Origin of the sequence: Streptomyces griseicoloratus, from assembly GCF_014534645.1 — a bacterium.
Lineage (GTDB): Bacteria > Actinomycetota > Actinomycetes > Streptomycetales > Streptomycetaceae > Streptomyces > Streptomyces griseicoloratus.
Genome location: NZ_JACVQF010000101.1, coordinates 21,140 through 42,564, shown reverse-complemented (window position 1 = coordinate 42,564; position 21,425 = coordinate 21,140). Strand labels below are relative to the sequence as shown.

Sequence of the window (21,425 nt, the reverse complement as noted above, 5' to 3'; positions counted from 1 at the left end):
GACGGCGTCGCGGGCAGCCCGACGCCCCATCAACCAGCGCAAGAGCGGCACGAACGGGTCACACCCGGCCGGCCGCGGTATCGGGAGGCAGGTCGTGCTTCAGGTCGTGTTCCGGATCCTGGGGCCGCTGGAGATCAGTGCCGGTGGGCAGCCGGTCGTGCTCACCGGGGCGCGCCGCCGCACCATCATGTCCATGCTGCTGCTGGCGCCCGACCGGGTCGTGTCGGTCGAGGCCCTCGCCGACGCCGTCTGGCACGGCAACCCGCCCTCGACCGCCCGCAACCAGATCGCCATCTGCGTCTCCTCCCTGCGCAAGGCCTTCAAGGAGGCCGCCGGGGTCGAGGACGTGGTCGTCACCAGCCACCCCGGCTACATGCTCTTCTCCGGCGAACACCGCATCGACGCCGTCGAGTTCGAGGAACGCGTCGCGGTGGGCCGGGCCGCCGCCCGCAGCGGCCGGGCCGAGGAGGCGTGCGGCCACTTCGAGGAAGCCCTCGCCATGTGGCGCGGCCCGGCGCTGGAGGGCGTCTCGGCGGGCCGGGTGGAGGCCGAGGCCGCCCGGCTGACCGGCATGCGGCTCGACGTGTACGAGGAGTACATGGGGCTGCGCCTGGAACTCGGCCAGCACCGCGAGGTGATGGGCGAGCTGGCCGCCTTCGTCCGGGAACACCCGCTGCGCGAGCAGGCCAAGGCACACCTCATGCTCGCCCAGTACCGCTCCGGGCGGCGCGCCGAGGCCCTGGAGACCTATCGGGAGGGATGGCGGATCCTCGCCGACGAACTGGGCATCGAACCCGGTCCCGCGCTCCAGGAGATGCACGAGGAGATCCTCGCCGACTCCCCGCGCCTCGGCCCGCCGGCCGAACCGGCGGCTCCCGCCCTGACCGCGGCCGTGCCCGCCCATCTGCCCTCCGGGGTCGCCTCGTTCACCGGACGCCACCCCGAACTGGCCGCCCTCGACCGGCTGCTGGACCACCTGGACGGACCGGCGCTGCCCGTCGGCTCGATCTCCGGCATCGGCGGCGTGGGCAAGACCGCGCTCGCCGTGCACTGGGCCCACCAGGTCGCGGGCCGCTTCCCGGACGGCCAGCTCTTCGCGGACCTGCGCGGCTACGACGAGGAGGCCCCGCACCGCCCCGGCGCCGTCCTCGACCGTTTCCTGCGCGCCCTCGGCGTGCCCGGCTCGGAGATCCCGCCCGACCTGGGCGAGCGCAGCGCGCTGTTCCGGACCGTGCTCGGCGGCAGACGCGTGCTGATCGTGCTGGACAACGCCCGTTCGTTCCAGCAGATCCGCCCCCTGCTGCCCGGCACGGGCCGCTGCTGCGTCCTGGTCACCAGCCGCGACCCGATGGGCGGCGCACTGGCCGGCGACTACGCCTGCGTCGCGCTGCACCTCGACGCCCTGGGCCAGGACGAGGCGATCGCGCTGCTGACCCGCGTCGACGGCGACGGCAGACTGAGCGCCGACCCGGTCGCCACCGCACGGCTGAGCGCGCTGTGCGACCGGCTGCCGCTGGCGCTGCGGATCGCCGCCGCCCGGCTGACCGCCAAACCCCACTGGTCGGTGCGGACCCTGGTGGCCCGGCTGGAGGACCAGCGCCGCCGGCTCGACGAACTCAGCCCGGACGAGCGCGGGGTGCGGGCGGGCCTGCGGCTGAGCTACCGCGACCTGCCGAACGCCACGGCCCGGATGTTCCGGCTGCTCGGTTCCGTCAACGTGCCCGACTTCGCCGCCTGGGTCGGCGCCGCGCTGCTCGGCATCGACCCGTTCGACGCCGAGGACCTCATCGAGGAACTCGTCGACGCGCAGTTGCTGATCCCGTCCTCCTCGGCCACCGGGCACGTCCGGTACCGCTTCCAGGGCCTGCCCCGGCTGTTCGCGCGGGAGCTGTCCCTGGCTCAGGACCCGGAGGAGGAACGGCGCGGCGCGCTGCGCCGGGCGGCGGGAGCCTGGCTGGCCCTCGCCTCCGCCGCCCACCGGCGCGTCTACGGCGGGGACTTCACCCTCGTCCACGGCCCGGCGCCGCTGCACGAGCTGCCGGACCACCTGGTGGACAGCCTGCTGGAGAACCCCATGGAGTGGTTCGACAGCGAGCGCGGCTCCATCACCGGACTGGTCGACCAGCTGGCCCGGGAGGGCGAGGCGGCGCACGCCTGGGACCTGGCGCTCACCAGCGTCACCCTCTTCCAGAACCGCGACTACCTGGAGGACTGGCGCTACTGCGCCGACCGCGCGCTGTCCGCCGCCCGCCGGGCCGGCGACCGGCTCGGCGAGGCGGCCATGCTGCACTCCCTCGGCACCCTGGAGATCGTCGGCTGGGCGTACGACGCCGCCCTCGGCCATCTGGCGGACGCGCTGCGGCTGTTCGAGGAGACCGGGCAGGACACGGGACGCGCCCTGGTCCTGCGCAACCTGGCCCTGTGCGAGCGGCACCGCGGGGACCTGCACGCCGCCCGGAACCTCGCGCACCGCTCCCTGGAGCTGTTCCGCCGCACCGGCGACCGCTACGCCGAGGCCCACGTCCTCGGCCTGCTCGCGCAGATCGAGCTGGAGCGGGGCCGGCCGCAGGCGAGCCTCGTACTGTCGTCGGAGGCGGTGGCCCGCAGCCGGGGCCTGGGCACGGCCCGCGGGGAGGCGCAGAGCTCGGTGCGGCTGGCCGAGGTGCTGATCCACCAGGGGGACGGCGAACGGGCGGAGGAGGTCTGCCGGCGCGCCCTGGAACTGGTGCGCGCCACGGGGGACCGGCGCGGCGAGACCCACGCGCTGCGCACGCTGGGCGAGGCGCTGTGGCGGCAGGACCGGACCGCGCAGGCGGAGGAGGTGCTGGAGGAGGCGCTCACGGCGGCCGCCGACGTGCCCGACCGCTTCCTGGAGGCGCGGGCCGGAACCGTGCTCGGCTGCGTGCGGGCACTGCGGGGCGACCGTGACAGCGCGGCGGACTGCTTCAAGATCGCCGCCGACCTCTTCGCCGAGGTGGGCGTCGAGTCCTGGCGCGACCGTACGACGCGCCTGCTGGATCTGCTGTCGCGGTCCGGTCCGCTCGACACGGACGAGTTGTTCGGCCTGGTGCGGCCGTGAGGGTCCGGCCATGCCGTCCCGGGACCGTCAGGGGAGGTCAGGTCCAGGGGTCGTCCCCGTGGAGGGCGGCGGTCCACGGGTCGTCGCCCAGCGGGGCGGCCGTCCACGGGTCGTCGGCGCCGGTGTGGGCGGCCGGGGTGAGCGGGGCCAGCGCCTGGGCGGTGCCCGCGCCGGCCACCGTCAGCCAGAGGGCCGCGCCCGTCGTCGCGACGAGCCTGGCCGAAGCGGTGCGGAAGCCGTGCATGTGCCCTCCCGGGGACGAGCGTTGAGCGGGTGACCCGCGGGCCGGAGCGCCGCGGTGCACAACGAAGGTACGAAGCGGTCTTTCTCCGGCGGTTTCGCATCGCTTTCGCGGGGACGAAATCGCACCGATGCAGCCACGGAAACCCCGCCCCCTAGCGTGCCGCGGAGACCGTCCGGTGACCGCACCGGGCCTGCCGCAGGGGGGGCGACATGGACTTCCGGGTTCTCGGCTTCGTGTCGGCCGAGCGCGAGGGCCGGCCGATCCGGCTCGGCGGCGGCAAGCAGCGCACCGTGCTGGCCGCCCTGCTGCTGGCCCGGGGCAGGGTGGTCCCGGACGAGCGGCTCATCACGCTGCTGTGGGACTGCGACCCGCCGGCCACCAGTACCAAGCAGCTGTACACCTATGTGTCCCGGCTGCGCACCCGGCTGGGCGACACGGTCGTCGTGGAGCGCAGTGGCCAGGGCTACCGCATGGACATCGGTGACGCCTCCTTCGACTGGGCGTCCTTCCGCGAGCTCCGCGAGGCCGGGGCCGCCGATCTGGCAGCGGGCCGGCACGCCGAGGCCGAACGCCGTCTCGCGGCCGCCCTCGCGCTGTGGAACGGGCCCGTGCTGACCGGCGTGACCGAGCGCTTCGCCGCGGCCGAGGGGCCCCGGCTGGAGGAGGCCAGGCTCGCCGTCGTGGAACAGCACGCCGAGGCCGCGCTGGCCCTCGGCCGGCACGCCGAGTCGGTGCCGGGCCTCACCCGCGAGGTGGGCCGGTATCCGCTGCACGAGAGGCTGCGGGGCCAGCTGATGACCGCGCTGTACCGCTGCGGCCGCCAGGCGGACGGGCTGGCGGTCTACGAGGAGGGCCGCCGCCTGCTCGCCGACGACCTCGGCCTCGACCCCGGCCCGGCCCTGCGCACCCTGCACCAGCGCATACTCACAGCCACCGTGCCACCCCCACCGGCCGCCCCGGCTGCCACGGCACCCATGACACCCACGGCTGCCGCGGCGCCCACCGCACCCACGGCAGTCACGGCTGCCACGGCGCCCATGGCCCCCACGGTTGCCACGGCCCCCATGGCTGCCATAACGCCCACCGCACCCACGGCGCCCGCGTCGGCCACCGATGCCATGGCTGCCACGGCCTCCACGACGGCCATGGATGCCGTGGCGTCCATCGCACCGACGGCTGCCATGGCGCCCGCGACGGCCACGGCTGCCATGGCGCCCGCGTCGGCCACGACGCTCACGGCGCCCGCGACGGCCACGGCTGCCATGGCGCCCACGGCGGCCACGACGCTCACGGCTGCCACGGCGCCCATGGCCCCCATGGTTGCCATGACGCCCACAGCGCCTACGGCTGCCACGGCGCGCACGGCGCCCACCGCGCCCACCGCGTCCACCGCACCCACGGCCGCCATGGCGCCCACGGCGGCCACCACGATCACGGCGCCCATCGCGCCCACGCCCATCGTGCCCGCGGCGGCTACCGCGGCCACGGCGCCCACGATGGCCACGGCACCCGTGACACCCGCCGCACCCGTGACACCCGCGGAACCCGTGACGCCCGCGGAGCCCGCCGCGGACGGCGGTGCCGGGATCGTGGCGGGTGTTCCGTCCGGCCTCGGTGCGGGCGCCGTGCGCGGTGGGTGTGGTCGGCCCGTGCCGGCTCAGGTGCCCGCGGCCCCCGCGGACTTCACCGGGCGGCGGGGTGAGCTGGGCCGGGTGGCCGGTGCGTTGCGGAGCGGGCGCGACGTGGTGGTGACCGGCGCACCGGGGACCGGGAAGTCCGCGCTCGCGCGCCACGTCGCCGAGCAGTGCCGTGACGCCTTCCCGGACGGCCGGCTCTACGCCGACCTCGGATCCCCGGCCGCCGTGCGCGGCGGCCCCCGCGAGATCCTCGGCTGGTTCCTGCGTGCCCTGGGCGCCGGCGACCTGCCCGCCGGACTCGACGAACGCGTCCACCTCTACCGCACCGTGTCGGCGGGCCGGCGCCTGCTGGTCGTCCTCGACGGCGCGGTGGACGACCTCCAGGTACGCCCCCTGCTCCCTGGCGGCGGAGCCTGCCGCACCGTCGTCACTGGCGTCCGCGCCCCGCTCGCCTCCTTGGAGGGCACCAGCCTGGTGCGGCTCGGGCCGATGTCGCCGGCCGACGCGGTGCGCCTGCTCGCCGCCGTCGCGGGCCGGCAGCGCATCATCGCCGAGCCCCAGGCCACGGTGCGCCTCGCCGAGCTGTGCGACCGCAACCCGCTGGCGCTGCGCATAGCCGCGGCCCGCCTCGCGGCGCGCCCCCAGTGGTCCGTCGCCCGGTTGGTGGCCCGCCTGCAGCCGGAGGAGCGCCGGCTGGCCGAGCTGCGCCTGGGCAGCCTCGACGTGGCGGCGGGCCTCGGCGCCGTACGGGACACGCTGCCCGGCTCCCTCGCCACGGCGTTCACGGCGCTCGCCGCCTCGGGCGCGGGACGGCTGACCGCCGCCGACGCCGCCCTCGTGCTGGGCACCGGGGAGGACGACGCCGAGGACGTCCTCGGCCAACTGGCCGACGCGGGGCTGCTGGAGGCCGAGGGGGACGCCGACGGCGATGACTGGCCGTCCTACCGGCTCGCGCCGCTGGTGCGCCTGCTCGCCCGGCGCTCCCACGGTCACACGCTCGCCGCGGCCTGACCGCCCCCTCGGCGCGGCGCCCACGCCGGCGGCCGGCGACCGCGCCCATCCGGTGGGCGGTCCGCAGCGGAGCGGACGGCCCACCGGGCCCGTCGTGCCGTCAGCCGCAGCCGCCCGCGTGCCCCTCGTCGAAGGTGTACATCTCCGCGGGGGGCTCGACGGCACGTCGCGCCATCAGCTCGGTGAGCGCGTTGACGTACTCCGCGAGGAGCCGGGCCCTGGGCACCGGACCGTCCTGCGGCACCTCCAGTCCGGCGCCGCCCCACACCGCCGCCCGCTGCTCGATCTCGTTCAGGAACTGCAGCGGATCCTGAACCCCGGCAGCGGATCCGTGATCGTTGCGCATGGCTCCTCCTCTGTGTCGGTCCCGGTCGTTCTGGGCCGTGACGACAGATTCGGAGGAGCCGGCATACGAATTGCCGCGTCCTTCTCCGCCCCCGGGTACAGGGGTGTGCAAGCTCCGGTACAGATTTCGTACAGACACGCGGTGCCGGGCGGCCGGCGGCGCGGGCGCGGCTGCGGCCGGCGGGGACGCACCGGGGCTGCATGAAGCTGCCACGGGTCCCCGGATCAGGGCGGATTCGGCCTAGGGTGACCCGCGACCTACCCAGGGAGCGGTTTCATGGCATTACTGGCCGAAGGTGAATTCAGCGACATATCCCTCACTCTCCTCGTCGCCCTGATCGCCACCGTCCTGCTGGCCGTCCTCGCGTTCGGCGTCTCCACGGCGTCGCGCCGGCTTCTCGGGGTCACCGTCGCCCCGCTGCGCGCGCTCGGTGCCGGCCTGGTGGGCGTGGCCAGCCTCTTCCTCTACGGGCAGGTCCCGGGGAGCCGCGACGACGACCTCGGGGCCCTGTCGACCATCCAGATCCCGCTGGCGCTGTTCGCGGCGATGGCCACCCTGGTGGCCCTGGAGGTCTTCGTGCCCTACGGCACCTGGGCCCGGCCCCTGCAGGCGGCCCGCGGCTTCGGGGACCGGATGCGCCGGGCCCGCCGCTACGCACAGATCAGCCGCATCCTCATGCGCAACGGACTGGGCTGGGTACTGCGCGGCCGGGCCGGCTGGGACCGGGCGATGCGGCCAGGACCGTACGGGGAGCAGTCCGCCCGGTCGGCGCGCCGTGCCCTGGAGGAGTGCGGCGGGGCGCTCATCAAGTTCGGGCAGGTGCTCTCCACCCGGCGCGATCTGCTGCCGCCCCATTTCATCGACGAACTGAGCAGGCTGCAGAGCGACGTGGCCCCGGCACCCTGGCCGGAGGTCGAGGCGGTGCTGCGCAAGGAGCTGGGCAGGCCGGTCGCGGAGGTGTTCGAGAGCATCGAGCACGAGCCGCTGGCCGCCGCCTCCATCGCCCAGGTGCACCGGGCGCGGCTGCGCGGCGGACCCACCGTCGTGGTCAAGATCCAGCGGCCCGGCATCCGCGAAGTGGTGGAACGGGACCTGGACATCGTCCTCGCGGTCAGCCGCAGTCTGCAGAGCCGGGTGCGGGCCGCTCAGGCCTTCGGGCTGCGCGAGCTGAGCGACGGCTTCGCCGGGTCCGTGCGCGAGGAACTCGACTTCCGCATCGAGGCGCGCAACGCGGGCGCCGTCGCCAAGGCCACCGGAGGCCGCCAGGGCGACGCCCGGGTGCGCATCCCGCACGTCTACTACGAGTACACCTCGGCGCGGGTCCTGGTGCAGGAGTGGCTGGAGGGCGTCACCTTCGACCGGGCGGCGGCGGTCGCCGACGAGTCGGGCCGCGACCGGGAGGCACTGGCCCGCACCGCGCTGCGCTCGATGCTCCACCAGATCCTGCGGGTGGGCGTCTTCCACGCCGACCCGCACCCGGGCAACATGCTGCTGCTGGAGGACGGGCGGATCGGGCTGATCGACTTCGGCTCGGTGGGCCGCATCGACCCCTCCGCGCAGAGCGCCATCCGTGAGCTGCTGGTCGCCGTGGACCGGGGCGACCCCGCCGGACTGCACGACGCGCTGCTCACCCTGCTCGGCACCCGCGCGACCGTGCACGAGGAACTGCTGCCCGGCCCGCTGCTGGAGCGGGAGCTGGCCCGGTTCATGGCCCGGCACCTGGGCGTGGACGCCCAGCCCGACACCGAGATGTTCACCGCCCTGTTCCGGATGCTGGCGCGGTTCGGGCTGGCGGTGCCCCCGGAGGTCGCCGCGGTGTTCCGGGCGCTGGCCACCATCGAGGGGACCCTCACCCGGCTCGCACCCTCCTTCAACCTGCTGCAGGAGGCGCGTGCGTTCGCCGTCGGCATGCTCACCGACCGGTTCAGGCCCGGCGCGTCGAAGGCGTACGGCGGGGCCGGCGAGTCCGGTACGACGACGGTGTCGGCCCTGATGCACGGCGCGGCGCAGGAACTGCTGCACGTGCTGCCCATGCTGCGCAGGCTGCCGCGGCGGGCGGAGCGGATCAGCGCCTCACTGGAGGAGGGCCGGCTCGGGGTGCGGATCCGGCTGCTCGCCGACGAGCGGGAGCGGCGGTTCGTCTCCGGGCTCATCCACCAGGTGACCGTCAGCCTGATGGCCTGCTGCACCGGGCTGATGGGGGTGATGCTGGTGGTGTTCGGCACCGGCAAGGGACCCCGGGTGACGCGCCAGCTGGAGCTGTATCCGCTGGTCGGCTACCACGTCCTCGCGGTGAGCGCGATCCTCATCCTGCGGGCGCTGTACACGGCGATGCGCCGCCCGGAGTGAGCGGCGCGCCGCCCGGCTCTCACGGGCGCAGCAGGACCGGCAGGGCCTTCAACGGGCGCACCACCACGTTCTGCTGGTACTCCAGACGGGCGGGGTCGACGGCCAGCCGGGCGTCGGGGAACCGCTCGAAGAGCCGGCGGGCGGCGATCTCGGTGATCACCTTGGCCAGGTGCGCGCCGGAGCAGTAGTGGATGCCGTGCCCGAAGCTGAGGTGCGCCGGCTTGGGCCGGTCCAGGTCCAGCTCGTCGGGGCGGTCCGGGAACTGACTGGTGTCCCGGTTCGTCGACATCACGCAGATGACGACCACTTCGCCGGCCGGGATGGTCACCCCGCCCAGCTCCACCGGCTCGGTCGTGACGCGCTGCAGCGCATTGCTGATCGGGCCGACGTACCGGATCAGCTCGTCCATCGACTTGCCCCACCGGCCCGGCTCCGCCATCAGCCGCTCCCGCTCGGCGGGATGCGTCAGCAGCGCCGCGAGCACCCCGCCGACCAGGCTCGCGGTGGTGTCGTTGCCGCCCGTCATCAGGGCGAACCCGGTGGACAGGATCTCGGTGCTGGTCAGGCGGCGTTCCGGATCGGCGTGGATGAGCGCGGAGAGCAGGTCGTCGCCCCGCTCCCGTTCCTTGCGGGCGATCAGCTCCGACATGTAGGAGGACAGCTCACGGATGTTGCGGTCCAGGGCGCCGGAGCCGTCCGTGGGCGAGTACGTGCGCAGGGCGGCCGACCAGCGCAGGAAGTCCGGCCACCGGTCGGCGGGCACGCCCATCAGCTCGGCGATGGTGATGACCGGCAGGGGATCGGCGTATCCGGCGATCAGGTCGGCGCCGGTGCCGGTGGGCAGGGCGTCGAGGAGGCCGTCGGCGATCTCCTCCACCCGGGGACGCAGGGCCTCCGCCCGGCGCGGGGTGAACGCGAAGCTGATCGCCCGGCGCAGCGGTGTGTGCCGTGGCGGCTCCAGGTTCGCGAGGTGGTTGGCCTCCTCGGGCGGCGGGCTCATGGTGCGCCCGGTGCGCTCGGACATCAGACGGTAGTGGACGTAGATGTCCCGGCTGAGCCGCGGATCGGCGAGCGCGGCCTTCGCGTCCTCGTAGCGGGTCACCACAAAGGCCCGTCCGCCGTCCGGAAAGGCGAGTTCGCGCACCGGGCATTCACGCCGCACGTATTCGAGCACCGGATAGGGATTCTGGGTGAACTCGTTGGTGAGCATCCAGAACTTGGAGAGGGTCCGCGTGGCTGTCATGTCCGACCTCCGTGCCGCCGAGCCGGGAGTACCCCGTTCGGTCCGGCACGCTAGGCGGGCTCTGCCGTTCGGCGCAGTGCTGGTTTCAAGAGTTCGATCTGCCCTCGGAACACGGGGGCGGACCGGGAGACCATCTATGCCGTTTGGTGGATGTGGCCCGGGCGGGCCTGCTCGTAGGTTCTTGTCCACGGCCGGGCACGGTGCACAGTGACCCGCTCATGAACCGTCCGATCTCAAAACCCGTGTGGGGAGTGTGAGTCATGACCGCGACCATTTCGGCTTCGACGAAGCGACAGGTCGCCGCCCGAGCTGTCGGGGTGACGAAACTGTACGGCGAAGGGGAGGCGCAAGTCGCGGCATTGCGTGGTGTGGACGTCGAATTCACCGCCGGTGAATTCACGGCGATCATGGGGCCGTCCGGCTCCGGGAAATCGACGCTCATGCACACGCTGGCCGGCCTCGACACGCTCACCGAGGGCGAGGTCTACATCGGTGACGCCCGGGTCAGCGACATGTCGGACAAGGAGCTGACGCTGCTGCGGCGCAACCGGATCGGCTTCATCTTCCAGCAGTTCAACCTGCTGCCGACGCTGACGGCCGAGGAGAACATCCTGCTGCCCCTGGCGATCGCCGGCCGCAAGCCGTCGAAGGACTGGTTCGACCGGGTCGTCGACACGGTCGGACTCGGCCAGCGGCTCGGCCACCGGCCCACCCAGCTCTCCGGCGGCCAGCAGCAGCGCGTCGCCTGCGCCCGCGCCCTGGTCTCCCAGCCGGAGGTCATCTTCGCGGACGAGCCGACCGGCAACCTGGACTCCGCCTCCGGCACCGAGGTGCTGGAATTCCTCCGGGACTCCGTGCGCACGCTCGGCCAGACGATTGTCATGGTCACGCACGACCCGCGGGCCGCGTCCTACGCGGACCGCGTCGTCTTCCTCGCCGACGGCCGGATCGTGGACGAACTGCGCGAGCCCACCGCCGACGCGGTCCTCGACAAGATGCGCAACCTCGACTCCCGGGCGCGGGTGGCGTGATGCTGACCGCGACCCTCAAGAGCCTGCTCTCCCGTAAGCTGCGCCTGGTCCTGTCGGGCCTCGCGATCGTGCTCGCCGTGATGTTCGTGTCCGGCGCCATGGTCATCAAGGACACCCTCAACCGTTCCATCGACGCGCAGTTCAGCGGCGCGTACGAGGACATCGACCTGTACGTGGAGCGCAAGCCCAAGGTCGAGGCGCAGACCGCCGACGACCCGGCCGTCGTACCGCCGGTCGACCGGGCGCTGGTCGAGACGGTCTCCCGCGTCGAAGGCGTCGACCGGGCCAGTGGTCTGGTCCTCGCCGAGGGCGCCCGCGCCATCGGCAAGGACGGCAAGGTCGTCCCCGGCACCGGCGGCCCCCGCTACGGCGGCAGCTGGCGCGGGGAGAGCGACCTGATCAACCTCCGCGAGGGCCACGAGCCGCGCACCGACGGCGAGGTCGCCGTCAACGCCGGTCTCGCGGAGAAGGCGGGCCTGAAGGTCGGCGACCGGATCGGCGTGCTGACCAACGAGCCGCGGCAGGACTTCACCGTGTCGGGCGTCTTCGGATACTCCGGCGGCCGCGATTCCATCGGCGGCGAGCAGACGGTCGTCTTCAGCGAGCCGGTCGCCCAGCGGCTGATGCTCGACGGCGCCGGGGACTTCTCCGGGGTGCGGGTCGGTCTCGCCGCGGGTGCTTCCGCCGAGACCGTGGCCGCCGCGCTCAGCAAGGACCTGGGCGCCGACTACGAGGTGCTGACGGGCCGTGAGCTGGCGGAGAAGGCGTCCGACAAGTCGCGCGGCATTCTCGACATGATGAGCACGGTGCTCCTCGGCTTCGCCGGTGTGGCCGTCCTCGTCGGCGTCTTCCTGATCATCAACACCTTCTCCATCATCGTCGCCCAGCGCCTGCGGGAACTGGCCCTGCTGCGCGCCCTCGGCGCCAGCCGTAAGCAGATGATCGGCTCCGTGCTCCTCGAGTCGTTCGTCGTCGGCCTGGTCTCCTCCGCCCTGGGGCTCGCGGCCGGCGTCGGCATCGGGGCGCTGGGCTCCAACCTGCTGGCCGGCTCGACCGACGGCCTGGAGGTGGCCTCGCTCGGCATTCCGGCCAGTGCCGTGGTCACCGCGTTCGCGGTGGGCATCCTCACCACCATGCTGGCCGCCCTCTTCCCGGCGCTGCGGGCCTCCAAGGTCGCGCCGATCTCGGTGATCAGGGCGTCGGCGGGACCGGAGGGCCGGCACCGCAAGCAGACCTGGACCGGCGCAATCCTGCTCGGCCTCGGCGCACTGCTGCTCGTCGGCGGCTCCGTGGCCTCCGACGGGGCCAACCTCATCCTGCTCGGCCTCCTTCCCGCCTTCCTCGGCGTCGTCCTTCTCACCCCGCTGATCAGCCGGCCCGCCGTCCAGCTGCTCGGAGCGGTGTTCGCCCGCTCGCTGCCCGGGCGGCTGGGCCGCGGCAACTCCGCCCGCAACCCCCGCCGTACCGCCATCACGGCCTCGGCCATGATGATCGGCGTCGCGCTGGTGACGGCCATCAGCACGGTCGCCGCGTCGTCGGAGGACAGCGTCACCCGCGACATCCGGCGGGACCTGAAGGCCGACCTGGTGGCCATGGGCGAGGCAGGTTCGGCCAACTCCGCGTCCATCGACCCGGCCGCCCTGGACCGGATCGCCGAGGTGCCCGGGGTCAGCCACCTGGCCGCCGCGGCGATGGACACCGCCGCCGTCGGCAAGGAGAACCAGCCGGTCGCCGCCTGGCGGGACTGGAACGCCGCGCGCGAGGTGCTCGGCCTGCGGTCCGCCGGCGGATCCGTCGAGACCCTGGCCGCCGGGACCGTGGTGATGAACGAGAGCACGGCCGAGGCGCGCGGACTGAAGGTGGGCGACACCGTCCGCCTCCAGCTCCAGCGCGGCGAGGAGCGCACCTACCGGGTCGGCGGCCTCTTCGCCAACTCCACCCTCGTCAACGGCATGGTCGTGCCGTGGGCGGACGCCGAGGCCGGCTTCCGCACCGGACAGCCCTCGCAGGCCTTCTTCCAGCTGGCGGGCGGCGCCGACGAGTCCGAGGTGCGGTCCCGCATCGAGACGCTCCTGAAGGACAGCCCCGAGGTGACGGTGCAGACCCGGGAGGACGTCATCGAGGAGTTCAGCGGCGGATTCGCCATGATGCTCGCGATCGTCCAGGCACTGCTGGGCGTGGCGATGCTCATCGCCATCCTCGGCATCGTCAACACCCTGGCCCTCTCCATCCTGGAACGGACCCGCGAGATGGGCGCGCTGCGCGCCATCGGCCTCAGCCGGGGACAGACGAGGCGCATGATCATGACCGAGTCGGTGGTGATCTCGCTCTTCGGCGCCGTGCTCGGCATCGCGGTCGGCGGCGTGCTCGGCCTCGCCGTCGCCCACGCGATGGAGGACCAGGGCGTCACCCGGCTCTCCCTCCCGTGGGGGCAGATGGTTGCCTACCTGATCGGTGCGGCGGTCGTCGGGGTCATCGCCTCGATCGCCCCGGCCCGGCGCGGCGCGCGGCTCAACGTCCTCGCGGCCGTCAACCACAGCTGACCGCAGGGCACCCGCCCGAGCCCGGTTTCCCCGTACGGCGGGGGAAACCGGGCTCGTTGCCGCCCGCGGCACCTCCCCCCGATTGCAGCTTCCTGCACCATTCATTGCCTCTTTAGGCCAAGTCGGCTGACATGGAAGCGCATTTCGACGGAATCCGGCGGCACCCCGCGCGGGGCCGTCGGAGCCGCTTGTGTTCCACCGGACAGACAGGGGGAGTGATGCACGAGCGTGAGTTCCGTGCTTTCGTGTCAGTGGCAGAGATCGGGCGCATGGATCAGGCCGCCAGGGTGCTCGGATATTCACAACCGGCCATCAGCTACCAGATCAAGTGCCTCGAACAGGTATTGGGCATCAAACTCTTCACCCGCGATTCGACCGGCGCGAGGCTCACCCGCGAAGGCCGGATGATATTGCCCTCGGCGCGGGCGGTACTCGCACTGATCGACAGTATGAAAGACGTGTGTGCGCCGACATGACCCGGCCGGCTCCGGCCCCGGCGGAGGAGGCCAGAGCCGGCCGGGTTCCGTGGGTCAGTTCTGGGCCAGGCCGTTGCCCCACACCCAGGCGGCGATGCCCACCCGGTTGCGGGCGTCCAGCTTCCGCTGGATGTTGGCGATGTGCGTCTTGGCCGTACCGGCCGAGATGAACAGCTCCGCGCCGATCTCCGCGTTCGTCAGTCCCTTGGCGACCAGCCGGGCGATCTCCGTCTCCCGCTCCGTCAGCGCCTCCAGCGGCTGCGCGGCCCTGGGCCGGTTCGCGCCCTGCAGATGCTGCAGCAGGCTCACCGTCAGCGAGGGACTGATGAGGGTGTCGCCGGCCATCGCGGCCCGTACGGCCTCCACCAGGAGGGTCGGGCCCGACCGCTTGAGCAGGAACCCGCAGGCACCGTTGTGCAGTGCGGTGTGGACGTACTCGTCCAGCCCGAACGTCGTCACCACCACGACGCGCACCGGGTTCGCGGCCTCGGGGCCGGCCAGCCGCCGGGTCACCTCCAGACCGTCCATGCGGGGCATGCGGATGTCGGCGAGCACCACGTCCGGCTTCAGCCGCTCGGCCAGATCCACCGCCTGCCGTCCGTCCTCCGCCTCCCCGACGACTTCCATGTCCGGCTGGGAGTCCAGGATCAGGCGGAATCCGATGCGCACCGACTCCTGGTCGTCGGCGAGAAGAATGCGAATGGTCACGGGAGCACCGTAGTTGGACGGGCCCGGGGGCAGCCACCGGAGCGTATTCAAAGATTCTCTGCGGACTGGGGCCCGGATCCGGCCACTGACAGGATCGGGACGGCAGTACCCGAGCGCCGCCGCGCGCCGTCTTCCCCCTTCTTCTCGCTTTTTCCCTCTTTGGAGCGGTGATTGAGCATGGCTCACACCAAGAGACTCGGATGGACCGCCGCGACCGCGGCGACGGCTCTGTCCTTCACCCTGCTGGGAGCTGTCCACCCGGCGGCGACCGAGGCCGCGGCGCGAGGTGACGCCACCCGGGTGCCACTGCTGCCCGCCGATCCCGGACCGCCCAACCGGCCCGCGTGGCCGGAGGGCGACTTCGACACGGCCGCCGGGCCGTCCGACGGCGGCGGCGCCCGGGCCGCCGCGGCGGCGCCCGCCGACGGTGCCGCCGTCACCGGTGCCCGGCCCTGGCTGTCCGCCGAGCGGCAACGCGGCGCGCGCGCCTATGAGTTCGTCATCGGTACCGGCGACGGCGCGCGCACCGGGCAGGTGACCTCGTCCGGCTGGATCCGGTCGCCCCGGTGGCAGGTTCCTGCCGGGCTGCTGAAGGACGGTGGCCGCTACCACTGGACCGTCCGCACCAAGGACGCCGCCGGCCGCGTCGGCGAGGACGCCGAGGCCCGCACCCTCACCGTCCGCCAGCTGCTCGGCGCCCAGGAGGCGGGTGGTCCCGTCCCCGTCGACAGCCTCGGCCCGGTCACCGTCAACCTCGCCACCGGCAACGTCACCACCTCCGTCAGTACCGCCCAGGTGCCCACCGGTGCGGGCGACCTCGGTGCCATGTTCAGTTTCGACGCGCAGGCCGCCGCCACCGTCGGCGGACTGACCGGCTCCTATTACGCGGGCGACGACGAGGCCCGTATCGGGAAGAACGCCGAGCCGGCCGCCGTGCGCACCGACGCCCGCGTCGACTTCCGCTGGGGCGCCGGCGCCCCCTACCCGGACGCCGAGCCCGGCGCCGGGTTCCGGGTGCGCTGGAGCGGACGGCTGTCGGTTCCCGCCGACGGCACCTACCGCCTCGGCGGCACCTACGACGGCGGACTGCGCGTCCTCGTCGACGGAAAGCCGCTCCTGGACGACTGGCAGGGCGACCGGGCCGGCGAGGGCGGGCCGGTGTACGGCCGAAACGTCCGGCTGACGGCCGGAACCGCCCACCGGATCACCGTCGAGTACCGCCGCCCGGAGCAGGGCGGGCAGGTCACCCTGTGGGCCGCCGCCGGCCGCCACGCCGCTCCCGTCCCCGCCTCCTGGCTGCAGCCGTCCGGCGCCGTGCTCCCGCCCGGCTGGACGGTCACTCCGGACGCGACGCCGCCCGCCGCGGCCTCCGCCACCGGCGCGCCCACGACACCCGGAGCGACGGCACCGGCCGCCACGACCGCGGGGCACCCGCCTGCCGGGGCCACGGCCTCGGGCTCGGCGGCCTCCGGCTCGGCGGCCTCCGGCTTCGCCGCTTCCGGCACTGCCGCTTCCGGCTCCGCCGCCTCCGGCTCCGCCGCCCTGCCCGCCCCCGGTGGCCAGGCAGGCCGGGGTGCCCGCGCCGGTGACGGCGGCAAGGACGGCGGCGACGCGGTCCCCGCCGCCGTTCCCGAGGGCCAGGCCGCCGCGATCGAGGCCGCCGAGGAGGAAGGGCTCACCTTCCGCTACGCGGGCGACGAGGCATGCGCCGACGACGACGCGCCGGCCGGGTACGTGTGCGCCGTCCGGGTGCCCGGCGCCGGCACCACCCAGCTGCACTACCGCGACGGCAAGCTCGTCCGCGTCGTCAACCCCGGTGCCGAGGTCACGGACTTCGGGTACACGGCCGACCACCGGCTCACCACGGTGCGCCCGCCGCTGGTCATGGACTGGATCGCGGCCGGCACCGGCCGCGACACCGCCGCCGCCCAGTACCGCGTCGACTACCGCGGGGACACCCCCGTCGTCTCGCGTGTCACCGGACCCGACCCGGACGGCACCGACGCCGGGTCCGCACTGCGGCCGGTGCGTTCCTACGCCACCGCGGCACGGGAGACCGAGGTCGAGGTCGCGGGGATCACCACGCCGCAGGGCTGGGCGCGCCGCGTCACCTTCGACGCCGCCGGCCGCCTCGCGACGGACACCGACGCCACCCGCCGCACCACCCGCCACACCTGGACCGAGGACGGCCGCCCGCGGTCGCAGACCGACCCCGCCGGGCGGATGAGCACGACCGTCTACGACGAGACGGGCATGCCCTCCGGCACCTACGGCCCCGGACCGAGCGAGTGCTTCGGCGCCGATCTGCGCCCCGTCAGCCCGGCCCCCGACGGCTGCGCCCGGGTCCCCGCGCAGACCACCCGGCTCGACGCCACCGGCCTCACCACCGTCCGCGCGGACTCCGACGGCGTGCCGCCGCTGACCACGCAGACCCGCCTCAACGAACTCGGCCTCCCGTCCGCCCTGGTGACCGACCCCGACGGTCTCGCCCTCGCCACCGGCTACACCTACGACGAGGCGTTCCGCCCGGTCGCCGAGACCAGCCCGGCCGGCACCCGGAAGACCTTCACCTACTACGGCACCGCGGAGAGCGCGGACAACCCCTGCACGCAGGAGAACGACCCCGCCCCGCAACGCGGGCTGCCCAAGTCCATTGCACTGCCCGCCGGCGCCGACGGTGACGCCCGCGTCGAGAAGTTCGTCTTCGGCGCCCGCGGCCTGCCCGTCGCGGTCAACTTCGGCGGCCCCGACTGGACCTGCGTCGAGTACGACGAGCGCGGTGTCATCAGCAGGATGTCCATGCCGGGCAACGCCAACCTGCCCGCCTGGAGCGTGGCCTACGACAACAGCCACGGCGGCGACCCGCTGACGCTGCGGGCCACCCAGCACGACCACACCATGACCCGCACCGTCGACCTGCTCGGCCGCACCGTCGACTACACGGACGGCCAGGGCACCCGCACCCGGACCGCCTACGACCGGGCCGGCCGCGTCGTGCTCGAAACGGTGACCCCGCCGACCGCGGGCGACGCACCCCAGGTCACGAAGTTCCGTCGTGACGCCGCCGGCCGCGTGGCCGCCGTCGTCCTGGACGGCAGGCAGCTGGCCTCCGCCGAGTACGACGCCGCGGGCGCGCTGAAGGGTGTGCGCTACGCCAACGGCACCCGGCTCGCCGTGGAGCGCGACGCCGCCGGACGGATCACCGCCAAGAACTGGACGCTCGCCGACGGCACCGGCAGGAACACCGGCGTGACCCGGTCCCGGTCCGGCACCATCGTGGACGAGACCGTCGCGGGCGCGGGCGGCCGCCCCGGCGGCCCCGACTTCGTCTACGACACGGCCGGGCGGCTGGTGCGCGCCTGGACCGGCGGGCACGAGTACGTCCGCGACTTCACCTCCCGGGCGGCGGACGACTGCCCGAGCGGCACCCGTGCGGACGCCGGCGCCAACGGCAACGTCGTCCGGCTCACCGACCGCACCGCCCGCGGCACGACGGTCACCGGCCACTGCTACGACGACGCCGACCGGCTGCTCGCCACCACCGGCGACCACGCCGTCACCGGCCCGGACTACGCCCTCAACGGTCACCTCACCGGCTACCGGGCCGACGGCACGCAGGTGACGCAGCGTCCCGACGCCGCGGAGCGCTACCTCGGCGCCCGGGTCACCGGCGCGGGCCCCGGCGACGCCGACGTGACGTACACCAAGGACATCGCCGACCACGTGATGGCCCGCACCGCCACCACGGCACAGGGCACCCTGCACCTGCGCTACGGGCACACCGACATGGCCGAGGCCGCCCCCGACCTCGTGCTCGACGGCGACGGGCGGCTGCTGAACCGGGTCGTCGGCCTGCCCGGCGGAGTGGTGCTGACCGTGGACGCCGGCCGGGACGGCGCCACACCCACGACGTGGAGCCACCCCACGGTCCGCGGCGACGTCTTCCTCGTCACCGGCGACGACGGCCGCCAGCGCGGGGACCTCTACCACTACGGCCTGAACGGCGAGCCGGTGACCGCCGACGGCACCGTCGACCCGCGGCGCGTGCCGGACAACATGCCCGGCGACTACGACTACGGATGGCTCGGCCGGTACCAGGTGGGCACCGAGCATGCCGGAGCCCTCTACAACGTGGTCCTCGACACCCGCGTGTACAACCCCTCCTTCGGACGGTTCTCCGCCCCGGTGTCGTCGGGCCCATTCCTCAACCCCTACGAATACGCGGCCGGCGACCCGGTCAACCACACGAGCATCAACGGCTACAGCCTGGACGTGGAGAAGGAATGATGACGACGCCTTTCACCGACGCCGACACCGAGCTGGTCGAGCACAACGGCACCCACCTGGTACGGGTGACGCCCCGTTCCGGGGACGACCACCGCGGCTGGTTCACCGCCAACGCCGAGGCGCTGCGATCGGCGATGTACGAGCACGCCGCCGTCATGGTGAAGGGGAGCGGGCTCGCCGAGCAGGCCGAACTGGCCGAGATCGCCGAGGAGATCGGCGGGGGACCGAGCCTGGAGTACAACGAGCGCTCCACCCCGCGCAGCCGGGTGACCGGCAACGTCTACACCTCCACCGAGTACCCGCAGGACCAGACGATCCCGCAGCACAACGAGAGCGCGTACTCGCAGAACTGGCCGCACAACGTCTTCTTCTTCTGCGCGCAGGCCGCGCAGACCGGCGGCGAGACCCCGGTCGCCGACAGCGCGGCCCTCCTCGACGCGCTCCCGGCCGACCTGGTGCGCCGGTTCGAGGACAAGGGCGTCCTCTACACCCGGACCTACCGCACCGGCATGGGCCTGTCCTGGCAGGAGGGCTTCCAGACCGACGACAAGGGCCGGGTCGAGACGTACTGCGCCGAGCACGGCATCGAGACCGAGTGGGACGGCGACGTGCTGCGCACCCGCCAGCGCCGGCCCGCGGTCATGGAACACCCCGTCACCGGCCGCAAGGTCTGGTTCAACCAGGCGCACCTCTTCCACGTCCACGCGCTGCCCGAGGCCGTCCGCGAGGGCCTGCTGGAGATCTGCGGCGAGGACGGTCTGCCCCGCAACGCCTACTACGGCGACGGCACGCCCATCACGGGCGACGAGATCGACACCATCCTCGGCGCCTACCGGGACAAGACCCTGGCCGAGCCGTGGCGGACCGGCGACCTGCTGATGATCGACAACATCCTCACCTCGCACGGCCGCCGTCCCTTCACCGGCGACCGCACGGTGCTGGTGGCCATGACCCAGCGCACGGCGGACGCGGCATGACCACCGCCACCAGGGCACCGGGCGACGTCGACCTCGCGGACATCGACCTCACCGACCCGCGGACCTTCCTGGACCGGCAGAAGGAACTCGTCGGCATCTGGCGGGCGTTCAGAACACAGGACCCGGTCCACTGGCATGCCGTGCAGGGGCGGGCGGTGCCCGGCTTCTGGGTCGTGTCCCGCTACCGGGACGTGATGGAGGTGTACCGGGACAACAAGCGGTTCACCTCCGAGCGGGGCAACGTGCTCGCCACCCTCCTGGAGGGCGGCGACTCCGCCGCCGGCCGGATGCTGGCCGTCACCGACGGACGGCGCCACCGGGAACTGCGCAACGTCCTGCTCAAAGCGTTCGCGCCCCGCGTCCTGGAGCCCGTCGTCGACGGGGTGCGCCGACGCGCCGACCGGCTGGTGCGCGAGGCGGTGGCGCGCGGCACCTGCGACTTCGCACAGGACGTCGCCGAGCACATCCCGATGGCGACCATCGCCGACCTGCTCGGCGTGCCCGCCGCCGACCGGGACTATCTGCTGTCCCTGACCAAGCAGGCCCTCAGTTCCGAGGAGGAGGGGCAGTCGGAGGAGGAGGCGCTGGTCGCCCGCAACGAACTCCTGCTGTACTTCTCCGACCTGGCCGCCGAACGCAGGGACGACCCCCGCGACGACGTGGTCAGCGTGCTCGCCGCGGCCACCATCGACGGCGAGCCGCTCAACGAGCAGGAGATCGTGCTCAACTGCTACAGCGTCATCATCGGCGGCGACGAGACCAGCAGGCTGTCGATGATCTGCGGGATGCACGAGCTGATCGGGCACCCCGAGCAGTGGCGTCGCCTCAAGGAGGGCGAGGTCACCGTGGAGAGCGCGGTGGAGGAGGTGCTGCGCTGGGTCTCCCCGGCCATGCACTTCGGCCGCCGTGCCCTGACCGACGTGGAGATCGGCGGCCGGACGATCCGTGCCGGGGACGTCGTCACCCTGTGGAACAGCTCCGCCAACTACGACGAGGACGTCTTCGACCGGCCCGAGGTGTTCGACCTGGGCCGGACGCCCAACAAGCACGTGTCGTTCGGGTACGGACCGCACTTCTGCCTCGGGGCCTATCTGGGCAGGGCGGAGATCCACGCGATGCTCAGCGCGCTGCGCACCCATGTCGCGGAGGCCGCCCTGACCTCGCCCGCACGTCCCATCCACTCCAACTTCCTGCACGGGTACAGCAGTCTGCCCGTCTCCCTGCGCGCGGAGCGGTAACCCCCCGGCCGGCCGTGCGCACCCCGGGTGCCCCGCTTCTTCCGAGGCGGGGCACCCGGCGCTTTCCGGGTGCCGGGAATGCCCTGCTGTACAGCGCGATGAGCATTCTTCGATATGGCTCTCCGGGCGCTTCGAAGTTTTCCATGAGTCGCCTGACCGGCGGGATTTCATTCGTAGGGTGGGCCGGGTCGCCGCGACTGCCGCCCCTGTCGGCAGGCGATTCTTCACGGGTCTCGACGCATCTACTCAATCGGAG

The 21,425-nt window shown here is 73.4% G+C and carries 13 protein-coding genes; 9 read left to right on the top strand and 4 right to left on the bottom strand.

Features of this window, described 5'->3' with window-relative positions; translation table 11 throughout:
• Positions 1-94: 94 nt before the first annotated feature.
• Positions 95-3,079 (top strand): AfsR/SARP family transcriptional regulator, encoded by a 2,985-nt coding sequence (locus tag H0H10_RS02705; protein ID WP_188179158.1) that lies wholly within the window; start codon positions 95-97, stop codon positions 3,077-3,079.
• Positions 3,080-3,116: 37 nt separating this feature from the next.
• Here the strand turns inward: H0H10_RS02705 and H0H10_RS02700 are convergent, their stop codons facing one another.
• Positions 3,117-3,323: a hypothetical protein gene (locus H0H10_RS02700; protein WP_188179157.1), complete on the bottom strand. Its 207-nt coding sequence runs from the start codon at positions 3,321-3,323 to the stop codon at positions 3,117-3,119.
• A gap of 209 nt (positions 3,324-3,532) precedes the next feature.
• On the opposite strand from H0H10_RS02700, the gene H0H10_RS39575 reads away from it, so the two are divergent.
• On the top strand, positions 3,533-5,971 hold the full coding sequence (locus H0H10_RS39575) for an AfsR/SARP family transcriptional regulator (protein WP_223179284.1): 2,439 nt from the start codon (positions 3,533-3,535) through the stop codon (positions 5,969-5,971).
• Between the two features lie 100 nt (positions 5,972-6,071).
• On the opposite strand, the gene H0H10_RS02690 is transcribed toward H0H10_RS39575, so the two are convergent.
• Positions 6,072-6,317: a DUF6269 family protein gene (locus tag H0H10_RS02690; RefSeq protein WP_188179156.1), complete on the bottom strand. Its 246-nt coding sequence runs from the start codon at positions 6,315-6,317 to the stop codon at positions 6,072-6,074.
• A 276-nt stretch (positions 6,318-6,593) separates the two neighbouring features.
• On the opposite strand from H0H10_RS02690, the gene H0H10_RS02685 reads away from it, so the two are divergent.
• Entirely contained in the window at positions 6,594-8,666 is a 2,073-nt protein-coding gene (locus H0H10_RS02685; RefSeq protein ID WP_188179155.1) for an ABC1 kinase family protein, read from the top strand.
• A 19-nt stretch (positions 8,667-8,685) separates the two neighbouring features.
• Here the strand turns inward: H0H10_RS02685 and H0H10_RS02680 are convergent, their stop codons facing one another.
• A complete protein-coding gene (locus H0H10_RS02680) occupies positions 8,686-9,909 on the bottom strand; it encodes a cytochrome P450 family protein (protein WP_188179154.1) in 1,224 nt (407 codons plus the stop codon).
• Positions 9,910-10,169: 260 nt separating this feature from the next.
• Between H0H10_RS02680 and H0H10_RS02675 the strand changes: the two genes are divergently transcribed.
• From H0H10_RS02675 to H0H10_RS02665, 3 genes are all read left to right on the top strand, one after another.
• Positions 10,170-10,940, top strand: a complete 771-nt coding sequence (locus H0H10_RS02675) for an ABC transporter ATP-binding protein (protein ID WP_188179153.1) — start codon at positions 10,170-10,172, stop codon at positions 10,938-10,940.
• On the top strand, positions 10,940-13,483 hold the full coding sequence (locus H0H10_RS02670) for an ABC transporter permease (RefSeq protein WP_188179152.1): 2,544 nt from the start codon (positions 10,940-10,942) through the stop codon (positions 13,481-13,483). Before H0H10_RS02675 ends, H0H10_RS02670 begins: the two co-directional genes overlap by 1 nt.
• A gap of 218 nt (positions 13,484-13,701) precedes the next feature.
• The gene (locus H0H10_RS02665) at positions 13,702-13,959 is read left to right on the top strand and encodes a LysR family transcriptional regulator (RefSeq protein ID WP_188179151.1); all 258 of its coding nucleotides are present in this window, start codon (positions 13,702-13,704) and stop codon (positions 13,957-13,959) included.
• Between the two features lie 54 nt (positions 13,960-14,013).
• On the opposite strand, the gene H0H10_RS02660 is transcribed toward H0H10_RS02665, so the two are convergent.
• A complete protein-coding gene (locus tag H0H10_RS02660; RefSeq protein WP_188179150.1) occupies positions 14,014-14,667 on the bottom strand; it encodes a response regulator in 654 nt (217 codons plus the stop codon).
• A gap of 177 nt (positions 14,668-14,844) precedes the next feature.
• Here H0H10_RS02660 and H0H10_RS02655 point away from each other — a divergent pair, with 177 nt between their 5' ends.
• The 3 genes from H0H10_RS02655 to H0H10_RS02645 are packed head-to-tail and all read left to right on the top strand — an operon-like array spanning position 14,845 to position 21,169.
• On the top strand, positions 14,845-18,954 hold the full coding sequence (locus H0H10_RS02655) for a PA14 domain-containing protein (protein ID WP_188179149.1): 4,110 nt from the start codon (positions 14,845-14,847) through the stop codon (positions 18,952-18,954).
• On the top strand, positions 18,951-19,931 hold the full coding sequence (locus H0H10_RS02650; RefSeq protein ID WP_188179148.1) for a TauD/TfdA family dioxygenase: 981 nt from the start codon (positions 18,951-18,953) through the stop codon (positions 19,929-19,931). Before H0H10_RS02655 ends, H0H10_RS02650 begins: the two co-directional genes overlap by 4 nt.
• Complete coding sequence (locus H0H10_RS02645) at positions 19,928-21,169, top strand: cytochrome P450 (protein ID WP_188179147.1); 1,242 nt, start codon at positions 19,928-19,930, stop codon at positions 21,167-21,169. Before H0H10_RS02650 ends, H0H10_RS02645 begins: the two co-directional genes overlap by 4 nt.
• The last annotated feature ends 256 nt before the right edge of the window (positions 21,170-21,425 follow it).